The sequence below is a fragment of the Desulfallas sp. Bu1-1 genome (assembly GCF_015594625.1).
Taxonomy (GTDB): Bacteria; Bacillota; Desulfotomaculia; order Desulfotomaculales; family Desulfallaceae; genus JADNRQ01.
The window spans coordinates 289,099-305,075 of sequence record NZ_JADNRQ010000002.1; the positions used below are offsets into that span (position 1 = coordinate 289,099).

The 15,977-nt window shown below is 53.3% G+C and carries 14 protein-coding genes and 2 rRNA genes; 1 reads left to right on the plus strand and 15 read right to left on the minus strand.

The window, feature by feature from the left end:
* Position 1 precedes the first annotated feature (1 nt).
* The 13 genes from ablA to IT084_RS04150 form a co-directional block, all read right to left on the minus strand.
* On the minus strand, positions 2-1,243 hold the full coding sequence (gene ablA, locus IT084_RS04090; RefSeq protein ID WP_195711367.1) for a lysine 2,3-aminomutase: 1,242 nt from the start codon (positions 1,241-1,243) through the stop codon (positions 2-4).
* 172 nt (positions 1,244-1,415) lie between these two features.
* A complete protein-coding gene (locus IT084_RS04095) occupies positions 1,416-3,122 on the minus strand; it encodes a penicillin-binding protein 2 (RefSeq protein ID WP_243276726.1) in 1,707 nt (568 codons plus the stop codon).
* 73 nt (positions 3,123-3,195) lie between these two features.
* Positions 3,196-4,413: a U32 family peptidase gene (locus IT084_RS04100; protein WP_195711369.1), complete on the minus strand. Its 1,218-nt coding sequence runs from the start codon at positions 4,411-4,413 to the stop codon at positions 3,196-3,198.
* 13 nt (positions 4,414-4,426) lie between these two features.
* A complete protein-coding gene (gene mltG, locus IT084_RS04105) occupies positions 4,427-5,470 on the minus strand; it encodes an endolytic transglycosylase MltG (RefSeq protein ID WP_195711371.1) in 1,044 nt (347 codons plus the stop codon).
* The gene (locus tag IT084_RS04110) at positions 5,445-7,133 is read right to left on the minus strand and encodes a VanW family protein (protein WP_195711373.1); all 1,689 of its coding nucleotides are present in this window, start codon (positions 7,131-7,133) and stop codon (positions 5,445-5,447) included. Before IT084_RS04110 ends, mltG begins: the two co-directional genes overlap by 26 nt.
* A gap of 76 nt (positions 7,134-7,209) precedes the next feature.
* Complete coding sequence (locus IT084_RS04115; protein ID WP_195711375.1) at positions 7,210-7,488, minus strand: DUF1292 domain-containing protein; 279 nt, start codon at positions 7,486-7,488, stop codon at positions 7,210-7,212.
* 66 nt (positions 7,489-7,554) lie between these two features.
* Positions 7,555-7,977: a Holliday junction resolvase RuvX gene (ruvX, locus tag IT084_RS04120; protein ID WP_195711377.1), complete on the minus strand. Its 423-nt coding sequence runs from the start codon at positions 7,975-7,977 to the stop codon at positions 7,555-7,557.
* Positions 7,978-8,058: 81 nt separating this feature from the next.
* Entirely contained in the window at positions 8,059-9,006 is a 948-nt protein-coding gene (locus IT084_RS04125) for an aldo/keto reductase (RefSeq protein ID WP_195711379.1), read from the minus strand.
* Positions 9,007-9,018: 12 nt separating this feature from the next.
* Positions 9,019-9,273 carry an IreB family regulatory phosphoprotein gene (locus tag IT084_RS04130; RefSeq protein ID WP_195711381.1) on the minus strand — a complete coding sequence of 85 codons (255 nt, stop codon included), beginning with the start codon at positions 9,271-9,273 and terminating at the stop codon, positions 9,019-9,021.
* Between the two features lie 102 nt (positions 9,274-9,375).
* Positions 9,376-12,009, minus strand: coding sequence for an alanine--tRNA ligase (alaS, locus tag IT084_RS04135; protein ID WP_195711383.1), 2,634 nt, complete (start codon positions 12,007-12,009; stop codon positions 9,376-9,378).
* Between the two features lie 371 nt (positions 12,010-12,380).
* Entirely contained in the window at positions 12,381-13,466 is a 1,086-nt protein-coding gene (locus IT084_RS04140) for an AI-2E family transporter (RefSeq protein WP_243276728.1), read from the minus strand.
* 25 nt (positions 13,467-13,491) lie between these two features.
* On the minus strand, positions 13,492-13,698 hold the full coding sequence (locus IT084_RS04145; RefSeq protein WP_195711385.1) for a hypothetical protein: 207 nt from the start codon (positions 13,696-13,698) through the stop codon (positions 13,492-13,494).
* A gap of 16 nt (positions 13,699-13,714) precedes the next feature.
* Complete coding sequence (locus tag IT084_RS04150; RefSeq protein ID WP_195711387.1) at positions 13,715-13,888, minus strand: hypothetical protein; 174 nt, start codon at positions 13,886-13,888, stop codon at positions 13,715-13,717.
* Positions 13,889-14,102: 214 nt separating this feature from the next.
* Between IT084_RS04150 and IT084_RS04155 the strand changes: the two genes are divergently transcribed.
* Positions 14,103-15,209, plus strand: coding sequence for an MFS transporter (locus IT084_RS04155; protein WP_195711389.1), 1,107 nt, complete (start codon positions 14,103-14,105; stop codon positions 15,207-15,209).
* Positions 15,210-15,432: 223 nt separating this feature from the next.
* Here the strand turns inward: IT084_RS04155 and rrf are convergent.
* Positions 15,433-15,546: ribosomal RNA gene (rrf, locus tag IT084_RS04160) — 5S ribosomal RNA — on the minus strand.
* A 176-nt stretch (positions 15,547-15,722) separates the two neighbouring features.
* Positions 15,723-15,977: ribosomal RNA gene (locus tag IT084_RS04165) — 23S ribosomal RNA — on the minus strand; the annotation flags it as partial.

Here is a 15,977-nt window from a genome sequence, read left to right on the forward strand (position 1 = left end):
ATCAACCGGCGGCTTTTTTCGAATTGCCTATTTCAATGGACACACCGGAACCATCAAGCAGGCCGGCCGGCCCGGGAACATGCTTTTCCTTGGCCAGGCAGTTCTCGCAGCGGCATTCGCTGTGGTAGTGCTCAGGTTCCGTGTAGGAATAAATGTTGCCTTCAAAGTTGCGTAAAATTACTTTTTGATCCGACCGCGAGATGAGATACTGCGGCAGCACAGGAATCTTACCGCCCCCGCCGGGAGCATCAACGACATAAGTGGGGACGGCCAGGCCCGTGGTGTGGCCTCTTAAATTTTCCATGATTTCTATCCCCTTACCCACCGAAGTGCGGAAATGTCCAATGCCCTGGGATAAATCGCACTGGTACAGGTAATACGGCCTGACCCGGATGACCAGCAGCCCGTGCAATAACTTTTTCATAACATGCGGGCAATCGTTGATTCCCCGTAACAACACGGACTGGTTGCCAAGCTGGATGCCGGCATCGGCCAAGCGCCCGCAAGCTTCCGCAGACCAGGGGGTAATCTCCTTAGGATGGTTGAAATGCGTGTTAACCCAAACCGGGTGATATTTTTTCAACATGTTACATAATTCCGGGGTGATGCGCTGGGGAAGCACAACGGGTATTCTGGTGCCAATGCGGATAATCTCTACATGTTTGATCTGCCTGAGCCTCCTGATGATGTACTCCAGGCCCGCATCTGAGAGAGTCAGCGGGTCGCCTCCCGAAATCAGCACATCCCGGATCTTTTTATTATTTTGAATATAAGCTATGGCCCGGTCCACCTGCCCCCTGGGCAAAGCCTGGTCCCTGGCGCCCGCCAAGCGGCGCCTGGTACAGTGACGGCAGTACATGGAACACTGGTCCGTCACCAGCAGCAGAACCCGGTCGGGATACCGGTGAGTAATGCCGGGCACCGGTGAATCCACATCTTCGTGCAACGGGTCGCTCATACCGGCGGCATCGTGGTTCAACTCGTCAATAGCCGGTACGGCCTGGCGCCTGATGGGGCAATCCCTGTCCGCGGGGTCCATCAGACTGGCGTAATACGGGGTTATGGCCATGCGGAACTTTTTCAGACACAGGTTAATTTCACCGGCCTCTTGTTCCGATATATTTAAAACTTCCCGTAATTTTTCCACGCTGGTAATTCTGTTTCTAATCTGCCAGCGCCAGTCATTCCAGTCCCTGTCCGGCACATTCCGGTAAAATGCAACGCGTTTAACATCTTCCTGCATTCGCAACCTCCTATTAAATAATTTCTATTACCTTCCGCCAATATCACCTGCCAACTCATTATATGTTAAAAAGTTGTCTTTTACAACTCCCAAAATTTGATAAATTAATGATCAGTTGTCCAATTCAACAACTTATACCGGCTTAATAAGATTACTCATTGTTTTACTCCGCTTAATTCAGTTCCATAATCCGGGATGCGATTTCCCGGAAAAGCGGGGCCGCCGTGGCGCCCCCGCTTTTCCCGCCGCGCACCAGAACGGTAATGACGTATTGGGGTCGCTCGGCGGGCACATACCCCGCAAACCAGGCGTTGACGGGCCCCTCATCGCCGGCCACTTGGGCCGAGCCGGTCTTGCCGGCGCTGCCCCACCCGGGCACTTCGGCTTTTTTGCCCACCCCGGAAACGGTGACCTGGCGCAACAGCGCGCGGAGCCGGTCCGCCGTATACGCCGCAACGGCCCTGCGGGGCGCGGGCCCGTTGAATTGGCGAACCAGGTGCCCCGCGTCATCGCTGAGGCCCATGACCAGGCGGGGTTGGTAATAAACGCCGCCGCTGGCAATCGTATTAATCAAGGCGGTAACCTGCACCGGGGTCACCAATACCGGTCCCTGACCGACACAGCTGTTGGCCAGGTTGTAACGCTTGCCGATCAGCAATAAATCCTGCCTGGCGTCCGCTTTAACCGGGTAGCCGGTAATGGCCTGGTTGGCCAGGCCGAGAGCTTCGGCATATTCGATAATGGTAGCGGCGCCCAGGCGGCGCCCGATTTCCACAAAAGCGGGATTGCAGGAAACCGCAAAAGCATCGTCAAAGGAAATAATTCCATGCCCCCCGTCGGACCAGCAGCGTACAGGTTCGGCGTTCGCCCCGGCACAGTTGAACCTGGTCCGGGAATCAACAATTCCTTTTTCCACGGCAGCCGCGGCTAAAACGATCTTGAAAATAGACCCCGGTTGAACCAGCGATGTACAATAATCAACAAAGATATCACCGGCCGGTTCATTAACCAGTGTTTCCATGCGGGAAGGAGCCGGGTGGTAGTCCGGCCGGCTGGACATGGCCAGGATATCCCCGCCGCCCGCCTGCATCACCACCACCGCCCCGCTTGCAACGTGTTGATCCATTACCTCTTCCACAATGCGCTGGACCCGGTAATCAATCGTTGTAACCACGTTCCGGCGCCCGGGATCGGTACCCTCGCTGTCCACCAGCAGGCCGGGGCCCTTGATGACCCTGCCCCGCGCATCAACGGGAACGCGCGCCAACCGTTTCGGATAGGAGCCCTTTAATTCCCGTTCATAAAAAAATTCCAGGCCGGACTGCCCCACCCAGTCGCCCAAATGATATTTCTTGGCACTGTTTTTTTGCAGCCGTTGATATTGTTCAGTACTTTTGATTTTGCCCAGGTGTCCGGCAACGTGCACCGCCAGCGGATCATCACCATATTTTTGATAAACCGGAAGCAGGTATACCCCTGCCGGCGCGGCGTTGCGCAGCGCGTTGTATTGTTCCCCGGTGAGCGGCCTGGAAATGTAAAAAGCGCCCCTCTGCGCTTTTTTATCAAGCTCCTCCGGTTTCACGTTTAAAATGGCAGCCAGTTTTTTTAGTTCGTGGTCCTTTTGTCTCATCAACGACGGGAATACCACAGCCCGGTTGGCATAATAACCGCCGGCCAGGGGAATGTTGTGCCTGTCGGTGATTTCTCCTCGCACAAATTCCTCCAGGGCCACTTCCTCCGAACTTATTTCAAGCGCCTGCAGAGCCAGGGAATTTCCCCGCACCAGTTGAATATTGTACAGGTGCCAGGTAACCAGGGCAAAGGCAAGAGCCATGGCCCAAAATGCCAAAATCATACGGCGCCGGCGTAAATTAAGCAAGAATTAACCCCTTTCCAGATCCAACCATTTATTTATATGGTGACCCGGAAAGGGGTGTGATATACATATTTCTTTAAGATTCGGCCCTGCGCAACAGGGAAAACTCCGGCAGTGGTTGCGGCCAGGGCAGGTAAATAACTTGCCCGGGGTGCGGCGCTGCTTCCACCGGACGCCCTTCCTCGTCCAGAATTTGTTCAACTTTCATGCTATAGGTCTCGCCCGGCGTTAAAATTTCCAACTCCTCACCGCGGGAAAAACGATTTCTTTGTTCCACTTTAAGCAGGCCCCTTGGCCGGTCATATCCCAGCACGGCGCCAACAAAGGTATAGTCACGCCGGTAGATGGATTCCACAGGGGGGGTATGGCCGCCGGGTTGAACCCCGGTTATAAAACCGGTGGTGTATTCCCGGTTGCTGACCTTGCCCATTTCCGCCAGCCATTCCGGTAGAACCCGAAAGTGCTCCGGATCGGCCCGGTAAACATCCAGCGCCTGGCGATACACCCTGGTAACGGTAGCCACATAGTGGATGCTTTTCACCCGCCCTTCTATCTTTAACGCGGACACCCCGGCGTCGATCAAGCCGGGCAGGTGCTCCAGCAGGCACAGGTCGCGGGAACTGAGAATATAAGCACCCCTTTCGTCCTCAAATACGGGAAAATATTCCCCGGGCCTGTTTTCCTCCACCAGCCGGTATTTCCAGCGGCAGGCCTGGGCGCAATCGCCCCGGTTGGCATCCCGCCCCGTCATGTAGTTGCTGAGCAGGCAGCGGCCCGAATAGGAGATACACATCGCGCCATGGACAAAAACTTCCAGCTCCGCGTCAACCCGCTCCTTAATCGCCCTTATTTCTTCCAGGCTCAATTCCCTGGCCAGAACGACGCGGCTTGCCCCCAGCGATTCCCAAACCCGGACGCTGCGCCAGTTGGTGGTGTTGGCCTGAGTGCTGACATGCACCTTCATTGCGGGCGCCAGTTCCCGAACCAGTGCCAGTACCCCCAAATCGGAAACAATCACGGCATCAACGCCGATGCAAGCCAGTTCCTTGACATACGGTGGCAGCGCTTCAATGTCACGGTTATGTGCAAAAATGTTCAGGGTGACATAAACCTTCACTCCCCTGCGATGGGCATATTCCACCGCCCGGGACAATAATTCCAGGTCAAAATTGGCGGCCGCCGCCCGCAATCCGAAATCGGTTCCCCCCAGGTAAACCGCATCGGCTCCGTAGGCCACGGCATACTTCAGTTTTTCCAGGTTGCCGGCGGGCGCCAGCAGTTCCGGTATGCGCATAAATCATCACCATTCACTGGTACTTTTGAACATTACGATTATGCTCGCTTAACGTACGGGCAAAAGCGTGCGTTCCGTCCGGCCTGGCCACATAATACAAAAAATCATTCCGTTCGGGTTCGATTACGGCCTTAAGCGAAGGCCAGCCCGGGTTCGCAATGGGACCGGGGGGGAGGCCGTTGACTTTATAAGTATTGTAAGGCGAATCAACCTCAAGATCCCGGTAAAATAATTTCTCCTTTGGTTTGCCCAGGGCGTATTGCACGGTGGCGTCGATCTGGAGCGGCATACCCAGCTTGAGGCGATTGAAAATCACCCCGGCTATCCGGGGCCTTTCCGATTCCACCCTGGCTTCACGTTCCACCATGGAAGCAATGGTTACGGCCTCATGCAGCGTCAGCCCCATTGAGGCTGCTCGCTCCGCGTAATTATGGTCCCGAATCACACTGTCAAATTTCCGCAGCATCATTTCCACTATGTCGTCTGCGCTGGAGTTTGACCCCAGGTAATAAGTATCCGGGTAAAGATAACCTTCCAGCCCGGCCTCTTTTACCGGTACATGCTCCAAAAATGAAAAGTCCCATTGTTTTTTCAAGGCCCGGGTAAAATCCTCCCGTTTGGCTATCCCCTTCTTTTCCAGCAGGTCGGCTATTTGTTGCACGGTATAACCTTCCGGAACAGTAAGCTTGACCCGGTCGGGTGGACCTTTGACCAGCTCATCAATTATCCCGGAAATGGACATGGCCGTGTTAAAAGTATACCGGCCCGGCTTGAGTTTTCCGTCTACGCCCCGCATACGCGCGTAAAGGCGAAATACCGGAGCATTTTTAATTATGCCCTTTTCCTTGAGCAGGGAGGCAATTTGCGCGGTTGAAGCATTTCGGGGCACCACCAGCGATACCTCATTAACATGGGCAACGTTCACCGGCATCAACAGCGCCCGCAATACCATCAAACAAAACACCGCTGCAAGTAAAAAAACGCCTGCTGCAACGAATCCGGCACGATAGGCGTTTTTTATCTTTTTTTGTTCAGTCATACTTTTTAAAAAGCTCATTTGTTCTTTCTCCAGGTTTAGTACTCAAGGGAGTTATATACTCACCCCCGCCCGGCCCGGAAACGGTTTTGCCATCCCCGGTTCCGGAAACAAGTTCATTCCCCGGCCCGGCATTACCGGTCCCGTTTATCTCATTGCCGTCCGCAGGCTGTATCGCCGCCCCGTCGCCAGGCCCGGCCACCGGCCCGTCCCCGGGTTGTTGCCCAGCCTCATCTTCATCTTCAGGTTCACCCGTTTGCCCGCCAGCGGGCCCGTCATCACCGGGCACATCCCCGGTACCCGCCGGGTCAAGCTGCTCATGGGAGGGAATAACCACGGAGGGTTTTACCGCTCCAGTACCGACGGCAATGATCCTGTTCACCGGTTGGTAGTAACTTACGGGCAGTTGTTCGGTCACTTTTGCGCCGTTTACCCATACCGTCCTTGTCGTTGCAACTTTGTATCCCTTGGCACCTTTTTGTTTGACCACCTGTTCGCCGGTGGCGAGATTGGGATCTTTTTCATAAATAACCTTCGGCTCAATCTCTTCAATAACCCGGCTTGCCAGTTCCACCCGGGGTGCGGTTTCCTTGTTGCCGTATATTTTAAACGTCAAATTATTGCCTTCCACAAAGGACTTGATATAAATATAACTTTCCTTGTTGTTGATGAACCTGAAGTCCAGCGCATCATAAACCACCGTGGCGTCCCTGCCGATAGGTACATAACTCACGGGCAGGGAATGGTTGCTCCTTTCCGTCACCTTGAGATTCGCCAGGAGTACCGCATTGTAAAGGGTGGAAGAAACCTGGCAAACACCTCCGCCGATCCCCTCGATGAATTCATTATTTACGATCACAATGGCGTTTTTATAACCCGCTTCCGAACTGCGCGGTCCCACCACCCGGTTGAAGGAAAACTCTTCTCCCGGCGCAACCAGGATACCGTCCAGGGCCGCTGCGGCAACCTTGACGTTATAAGTCCGTCCCACCTGTCCCGGATCAAAACTGGTGCTGAACCTGGCGATCAGGCCATTAATGCCCATCGCCTCGATATCCCCGGTGTCACGTTTCGGCGGTACGGTCAGCAGCGGGAGCTCCACCTCTGCCGTCACTTGTTCATCGCCGGTGACCACCCGGGCAATTTCTCTTTCCAGGGCGGCAAAATCCACCTTCCTACCAACCCGGCCAGGCACAATTTCCACCCTGTCATCCGGGGTGATTTTAAACCCGGCATCGACGGGCTCTTGAATTATTTCCTTAAATTCACCCGCAATCCTTCTCTCCAGTATTGCTCTATTGACCAGCACCACCGGTTCTATTTGCAGCCCGTTTCTTTTAACCTGTTGCCGCTCACGGAAGCGTCGAATTATCGAACCGGTATGGCCCACTAAAAGCGCCTTGTCAAATGTTTTGGGAATATCCAGGCTTACCCCGAGCACGCCCGCTTGAATTTGCCTTTTTACTTTACCGTGTTTTATCGCGATCGACCTGTTTTTCACGCTCTCGGCCAGGGTGGACAGCTTTTCCATGGCCTGTTCCCTTGACAGCCCGCTCAAGTCAACCGGCCCCACATGCACGCCGTTGACTATTTTATTCGCGTAAGAAGCGCCGGAAAGACTAAAAAGAACGCCGCTTGCAATTAAAATGATAATGATTGCAACCAAGCCGATTCGACGCACCATGAAAGCCTCCCCGTCCAAAATAAAAAGCCGGCGGCACCAACTTTTTCGCCAGCTTTATTGCGCTTAACACGGCTTATTATTCCACAACATCAAAATCAAATTCCTCCATGCAGGCATTTTTTACTTTTTCCCATTCCTCATCTTCTATTTCCACCAGTATATCGTCGCCATCCTCATCCTGATCAATTCTCAAAACATAAGCTCCCGCTTCCTCGTCTTCATCATCTTCTTCGTCAATCACCGGAATGACAATGGCATACTTTTTGCCATCCAATTCCAGGATATCGTAAATCAGCGCGTCACTTTCGTTCCCCTCTTCATCAATAAGGGTGATGATTTCATCTTGTTCGGGCAAATAATACACCTCTTTCCAAAGGTTAGAGCTATTCTAACTAAAAAAAAATCCGTTGTCAATAAACTATTACGTTTTTTTAACCCGGGCATTCAGGTAATCTTGTAAAATTATTGACGCTGCCATTTTGTCAACCACTTTGCGTCGTTTGACCCTGCTCACATCGGCGTTGATCAACAGGCGTTCGGCCGCTGCGGTACTCAATCGTTCATCCCAGGTGTCCACCGGCAGGTTCAAATGCCTGGCGGCCCGGGCGGCAAAATCAAGGGCTTTTTGTCCCTGTGGTCCAATGGTGCCGTTCATATTGCGCGGCAGCCCGACTACAATTCTTTCTACTTCATATTTTTCAACCAGTTCCTTGATTTTATCCAGGTCACCGGTAATTTTACCGGTACTTTTAATCGTATCCAGACCCTGGGCCGTCCAACCTAACTGGTCGCTTACAGCCACGCCGATATTTTTTTCGCCCAGGTCTATCGCCATAATGCGCAAATACGTCCTGCCCCCCTACTCTGCCCCGCCGGCCTGGCGCCCCGGTGGTTTCTTCCGCTTTGGTATCTTTTTGCAGTCAACTTAAAATACTTTAATGCAAAACTCGGGACAAACGGATGCGCAGTAACCGCACAGGCGGCAGAGCCCGCTGTTTACCCTTGCTTTGCCGCCGGCGATTTCCAGCGCCCCCGCGGTACATCTTTGCACGCACTGCCCGCACCCGCGGCACCATTCTTCAATATGCAAGCTTCGCGCCTTTTGCTTCAGCTGTTCAGCCAGCGTTGCGTCCGGTTCCCGGCCCGAAAATTTATCAACGTTATATTTTATTTCCGCCGGGGATTGCATGCCCACCGCCACCGCCGCCAGTTCGGAAACCGAAAGGATAAAATCCATGGCCTCATCCAACCGGGGTATCAGGTGACCGCCCCCCAGGCATTTCATCCCGTAAACCCCCTTGCCCATCATTGCGGCAAAGCTGATGGCTTCCAGCATATCCTCGACCCCGCCGTCCTGGATACCGATACCATATTTGTTAATAATCGGGTGAATGACATCGAACTCCGGAACGGATGCAGCCGCCCGGACACCGGCCACAAAGTGGGTGGAAATGCCAATAGCCCGCACCAGCCCCTGTTCCCTGGCATGCACCAGAAACTCAACCGCATCCCAGTGCCCCTTGATGGTATGGGCGGATTCCTGTTCGTGAAGCAGGAAAATATCCACGTAATCCCGCTTCAGCGCTTCCAGGCAGCCGCGCAGGCTTCGCTCCATTCCTTCCCGGTCATACGCGTATGATTTGGATGTAATAATCACTTCTCCTGTATATCCCTTTAACGCTTCGCGAATATAGGGGTAACAGCCATAAATTTCGGCCGTATCAATAAAGTTTACTCCCATTTCCAAAGCCGAGCGAATCAAACCGGCACCACGAGCAAGATCCAGACCCCGCTGCAAGGGTCCCATGGTAAGCGTGCCGAAGCAAAGCCGGGAAACTTTAATCCCCGTGCTACCCAGTTCCCTGTATGGCAAAACCATGTTTCCTCAAGAAGCCAGGTATCTTTTCACCAGTTCCTCGAGCAATTCATCCCTTTCCAGTTGGCGAATCAGGCTCCTGGCGTTATTGTGGCTGGTGATATAGGCCGGGTCACCGGACAACAGGTACCCAACGAGCTGGTTAATGGGGTTGTAACCCTTTTCTTTAAGCGCTTCATAGACCTGAAGCAGGATTTCCCTGGCCTTGTTTTCCTCGGCCTGCACTTTAAACATCACGGTTTGCTCAATTGATTCCCTGGACATGAGAAAACCTCCCCTATAGTCCCGAATTCCGTCAGGATATACTTACTATTATAACCGCTTATCGCCAATAAGAGAAGTGAAGCAAGACAAGTAATCCATCCTTTAGATCACGGCGGACTCCACCAGGGCGTAAACCTTATCCAGGGCAGCTTCCAGCCCGGCGGGGTTCTTGCCGCCGGCCTGAGCCATGTCCGGTCGACCGCCCCCGCCGCCGCCGACCAGGGGGGCAATTTCCTTCAGCAACTTGCCGGCATGCAGGCCTTTTGCCACCAAATCCTTGCTCACACCAGCCACCAGGTTCACCTTGCCGTTAACCGCGGCGCCCAACACGATCACACCAGAGCCAATTTTGTCCCACAGCAGGTCCAGCATGGCTCTCAGGCTATCCATGTCGGCGGCGCCGGAACGGGCTGCCAACACCTTGATTCCGGCTATGTCCCGGGAACGGTCCAGCATGCTTTGCACTTCATAGCGGGCCAGCTTTGCCCGCAGCGTTTCCGCTTCCTTCTCCAGCTCGCGCAATTCCTGCACCAGCGTTTCCACCCGGTGGACCAGTTCGTGGGGAGCAGCCTTGACCGTTTTAGCAATCAGGTTCAGCTGTTCTTCCTTGGCCCGGAGGTAATCCATGGCCCCCTCTCCGGTGACTGCCTCCACCCGGCGCAAGCCGGAACCCACGCTGCTTTCGCTCAACAGCTTGAACATGCCCACTTCGGACGTTGACTGCACGTGGGTACCGCCACAAAGTTCCAGGCTGAAGTCCCCCATTTTGACCACCCTGACCCGGTCCCCGTATTTTTCCTCGAACAGAGCCGCAGCGCCCATCCCCCTGGCCTCGTCCAGGGTGGATTCAAAGGTTTCCACCTTTAAATTGCTTAAAATGGCCTCGTTAACCATTTTTTCAATGCGCGCCAGTTCATCAGGCTCAATGGCGGCGTAATGGGTAAAGTCAAACCGCAAGCGGTCCGGCGCCACCAGCGAACCGGCCTGGTTGACGTGCCCGCCCAGCACTTCCTTAAGCGACTTGTGTAACAGGTGTGTTGCGGAGTGGTTGCGGGCTATGTTCATGCGCCGCCGCCGGTCGACCTGTACTTCGACCTCGTCGTTGACGCGTAAAATCCCGCTTAACACCCGGCCCCGGTGCAGGTGCAAGCCCTCCACCGGCCTGGTTACCTCTTCAACCGCCACCTCGGTGCTTTCCGCCGTGATTCTGGCATGATCGCTCACCTGGCCGCCGGCCTCGGCGTAACAGGGGGTAATATCCAGTATTAGTTCCACTTCCTGCCCGGCCCCGGCCTGATCCACCTGTTCGTCGCCCACAAAAATAGCCCTGATTTTGGATTTGGTGGCCAGAGTGTCATACCCCGTAAATACCGTTTCGCCCACCTGCTCGAGGATATTCTTCAACCGGGCCGTCTTTTCGGATAAATACTCCGTTTCCTGGCGGGCGCTGCGGGCCCTTTCCCTCTGTTTCTCCATTGCCCTGGTGAAACCTTCTTCATCCACGGTCAAATCGTTTTCTTCGGCGATCTCCCGGGTTAATTCCATGGGGAACCCGTAAGTATCGTACAACCTGAAGGCTTGTTCACCGTCGATATAATTCTTTCCGGATTGCCTGGCCTCGCGGATTAACCTGTTGATGATTTCGGTGCCCTGGGCCAGCGTCTCCCCAAATCTTTCTTCCTCGGTCTTGATCACCCTGGTTACAAGTTCCCTGTTTTTAACCAGTTCCGGGTAGGCATTGCCCATTTTATCAATCACTGCGCCAGCCACCCGGTATAAAAATGGTTCTTCCATGCCGAGCACCCGGCCGAACCGGACGGCCCGGCGCAAAAGGCGGCGTAATACATAGCCCCGGCCTTCGTTCGAGGGGAGGGCACCGTCGGCGACGGCAAAGGTCACCGCCCGGGAGTGGTCGGCAATCACCTTCAGAGCCAGATCGTACTCCGCGCCGGTGCCGTAAGGTTTACCGGTCAGTTCGCCGGTAAAATCCATAATGTCCCTGAATAAATCCGTATCGAAATTGGTTTTAACGTTTTGCAGCACCGACGCCACCCGCTCCAGGCCCATACCGGTATCGATGCCTTTGTTTTTAAGTGGCGTGTAATTACCCTCTTCATCCCGGAAGAACTGGATAAACACCAGATTCCAGATTTCCAGGTAACGGTCGCAGTCGCAACCCACGGCGCAATCCGGCAAACCGCAACCGCGCTCTTCCCCCAGGTCATAATATATTTCGGAACAAGGCCCGCATGGTCCCACGCCGATTTCCCAAAAGTTCGTATCCTTGCCCATGCGCACGATCCGGTTTTCCGGCACGCCCACGTCCTTGTGCCAGATTTCAAAGGCTTCGTCGTCGTCCAGGTAAATGGTGATCCAGAGCCTTTCGGCTTCCAGCCCCAGGTGTTCAGTCACAAATTCCCAGGCCCAGGGAATGGCATCCTTTTTAAAGTAATCCCCAAACGAAAAATTGCCCAGCATTTCAAAGAAGGTATGATGCCGCGCTGTACGTCCCACCGAATCAATGTCGGGAGTGCGCAGGCATTTCTGGCAGGTGGTGACCCTGAGCACCTCCGGCTTGGCCGCCCCGGTGAAATACGGCTTAAACGGCACCATGCCCGCCGCTGTCCACAAAATACTGGGGTCGTTATGGGGAATTAGTGATGCGCTGGGTAGAATTTTATGCCCCTTGCTTTCAAAAAACCTCAAAAACTTTTCCCTGATTTCTTGACCTTTCATAAAAATGCCCTCCTAAATTAACAGATAAGACACGATTATCCCAAACCCCGGTGAAAACCCATGAACCGGCCACTAAAAAAAGCCTTTCTCCCCTGTCAGGGACGGAAAGGCTCCGCGGTACCACCCTGCTTAACAATTCCGCACCCGGCGGAAACTGCTCACTCCTTTGACCTTAACGCCGTCCGGCGGCGAAATCTACTATTTTCAATTCCGCATCATCAGGGGAACGGCCTTCGGCCGGCAAAGCCGGAAACTCACACCGGTTTGTTTCCTCTCTGAAGACTCTGCTTGGCCTACTCTTTTCCCATATTTTAACGGTATTAAATTGCATTGTAATTATATAAAATTACCCCGAAAGATGTCAAGAATGACTAATTATCACTTATATTCGGGATTAACCTGTACACGGCGGCACGAAAAATCACTCTTAAAATGGCGGCCACGGGAACGGATAAAATAAGTCCCGCCAGGCCGAGTAACTGCCCGCCGGCCAGCAATACCAAAATCACGAACAGGGGATGCAACCCCACCCGGTCGCCAAGTATTTTGGGAGATATGATACTGGCTTCTATCTGTTGGATCACGATAAAAACAATAATCACTTTTACTACCATCCACTTGGAAACCATCATAGCCAGGGCCACCGCCGGAATGGCCCCGATAAACGGGCCGAAATAGGGAATCAGGTTGGTTATCCCGGCAAAAATACCAAGCATTAGGGCAAATTCCATACCCAGCGCCGCCAGGGCCAAGCCGGTCAGAAAGCCTGTAATCACGCTGACCAGCAGGTACCCACGCACAAAACTGTCGATCACCTTGCTGACCTCCCTGCCCAGCTCAAGCACCTCCTCGCGCTTGGAAGCCGGGATAAACTTTACAGCCCTGCCGGTGAAGATTTCCACGTCCTTGAGCAAATAATAGGCAATGATGGGGGCCAGGATAATATTGAAAATATACCCGACCATACCCAACATAATTTCCACTACCCGCTCTGCCTGCTGTACCAGCACCTGTTCCAACCAGGTGATGCGTTCGTCGATAATCCTGCGGATGGCTTCGGGTATACCTGCCCTAGCGTACTCGACCTGGATTGACGCGGTAAACTCCTGGACCTGGGCGGCATAATCCGGCACAACTTCGGCAATCATGTTCAACTGGGCGATAATGTGGGGCATGCCGTAAAGCACCAATCCCGCAACCAAAATGAACATGGCGCTATATACGATTAAAATGGACATGGTTCTCGAAGTGCCCCGGTTTTCCACCGTACGTACCAGCGGGTGCAGCAGGTAGGCCAGCACCACCGCGAGCAAAAACGACAGTAAAATGCCCCTGATGAGATAAATAAAGTACACCAACATGGCTGCCAAAACAGCCGTTAAGATAACCCGATGCCATTTCTTCGAATGCCGCCAGGACAAATCATCCACCACCAAGGAAAAAAGTGAGGATCTCATCCCCACTCTTCCGCATTGATCAAACTTACTTATACCGCTTTTTGATTATCCCGTCCACCGTGCGGGACATGCCCCGGATCACGCGACCGGTGGCGTGCCGGGAATACATCCGTCTTAAGTTATTCCTTAAACCAGGTATACCGGTAAATTTCCTCTGCGGGCGCTTCATCATCGACAAAAGGGCGCCTATAATACTACCGGTTATCATTCCCCGCCAAAAAGCCCGTTTCAATAAAATTCACCTCCCGTTAAAGGAGAAATTCGTTATGGGGGTCGAATGTCACAAGACTGCCGTCTTCGCCAACCTCGTAGATGCTGACCCCTTCCTTGTTCATCCGGTATTCCACACAACAATCCCAGCAATAATACTGGTCCACTCCTACTTTGCCGGTGGCCTTACCGCCGCATACCGGGCAGTGCAACTTATCTACCTCCCTAAAAAAACTCATACTTGCATTATGCCCATTTTCTTTTCCAATAATGCTACTTGGCAATACATAACCGGACCCTTTTGGGGGCCATCTCTTAAATTTAAACTTCACTAAATACTGGCTCAAAGGCTTTTAATCTTGAATATATTTTTTTAAAGTGATATTTTTTTATCATTGGAATTTATCAACAGAAGGAAGGCTCAACATGAAACGTGTAAATAATATCCAACTGGTCAGTTCGGTTAATTTCTTTATGAACTTCGCCATCCAGTGCTCATTGATTTTTATTCCCCTTCTCAGCGCTCAACTGGGCGCTTCTGACTTTGAGGTGGGACTGGTCGGCGCAGCTTATGGCGGCTCCTACCTGCTGTCTTCCCTTTACTTCGGCCAGCAATCCGACCGGCGGGGAAGAATAGGCTTTGTCCGCGCCGGGCTCCTGCTTTGTACGATTACTTTCGCCGCCCAGTTGCTGGCACATCACCTGTTCACACTTGCCCTGATCCGGGCTGGAGTGGGCTTGGCGCTGGGAGTTGCCACCGCCGCCCTGGTTGCCTATGCTTTTGAATCCGGGGCCGACATGGGCCGGTTCAGCTCATGCGGCTCCCTGGGCTGGATCGCCGGAGCACTCGCCGCAGCCGTCCTTAAAAACATTCAATTCCTTTTCGCCATCAGCTCGTTATGCTGCCTGGCCGGTTTTTTATTATCTTTGCTATTCACCCCTCAAGCCGGGTCCGAACCGGTAACCGAAAACAAAAAAACACCCAACCTGGGTGTGGTTTTAAAACGGGGGCTGCCGGTTTATCTGGCCGTTTTTTTGCGCCACCTTGGAGCCACAGCGGTATGGATCATCCTGCCCCTGTACTTTGTTTCGCTGGGGCTGGATCGTTTCTGGGTCGGGGTGCTCTGGGGGATTAACTTTGCCGTGCAGTTTTTAGTCATGCGCCGGCTGGAACGTTATAATCCCTACGTTATCTTTGCCTTCGGCCAGGTTTTGTCAATCGGGGTCTTCCTGGCCTATGTCCTGGTTCATCAATTATGGCTGCTGGTAATCGTGCAGGTACTGCTGGGCGTAACCTGGTCCTGCCTTTACGTGGGCGCCCTGCTGATCATTCTACGGTCCGGCGAGGAAAAGGGAACCGCCAGCGGCATTTTCCAGGCCACGCTAAACCTTTGCGGCGCCGTAGGGCCCTTTCTGGGCGGCTTTATTGCCCAGGGCTGGGGCTACCACGGGGTCATGCTTTTTGCCGCCGCACTCGGAATTGTGGGCTTGATGGTGGCCGTGCCGCAAACCCAAAAACACCAGGTGGCATAATGGACGCCGGAAATACATAACCCTCCGGTTTATCCGAAGGGTTCCAAAATTAATTCCGGCAACGACCTACTCTCCTACCCCTTCGGAGCATACCCGTTCCGGGCACAGGCAGGCTGGAGAGCTTAACTTCCGTGCTCGTTTTGGTCGCCAGTTCCTTAATTTAATTCACCCTCTTTAACATAAAGCAAAAGCCCCGGTTTTTTCCGGAGCCTTGTTAAAAGTACTGCAGCGGCGTCCTACTCTCCCGGGGACAAACCCCAGTACCATCGGCCCTGAAGAGCTTAACTTCCGTGTTCGGGATGGGAACGGGTGTATCCTCTCCGGTATGACCACTGCAAATTTGTGCTCTTTTGTATAGGAAATCTATGCGACACGCGACAAAAGAACCGTCCCCCTGTCGCAATTCCCTCAAAACTGCACAGCTTTTAGTTAGCACAAGTAAAATCTATTTATCAGTGGTAGTTTGTTTTGGTTGTTTTACCAACCACCAACCACTCACCACTAACCACCAATCAGGTCAAGCCCTCGACCGATTAGTACCGGTCCGCTCAATCCCTCACGGGACTTACACGCCCGGCCTATCTACCTGGTAGTCTACCAGGGGTCTTACCCTTCTCGAGGTTCGAAATTCGATGTTCGAGACTTTATTTTCTTTTCTTTTTTTAGATTCGAACCTCCAACTTCGAACCTCGAACCTCGAGAAGGTGGGAAACCTTATCTGGAGGGGGGCTTCGCGCTTAGATGCCTTCAGCGCTTATCCCGTCCGGA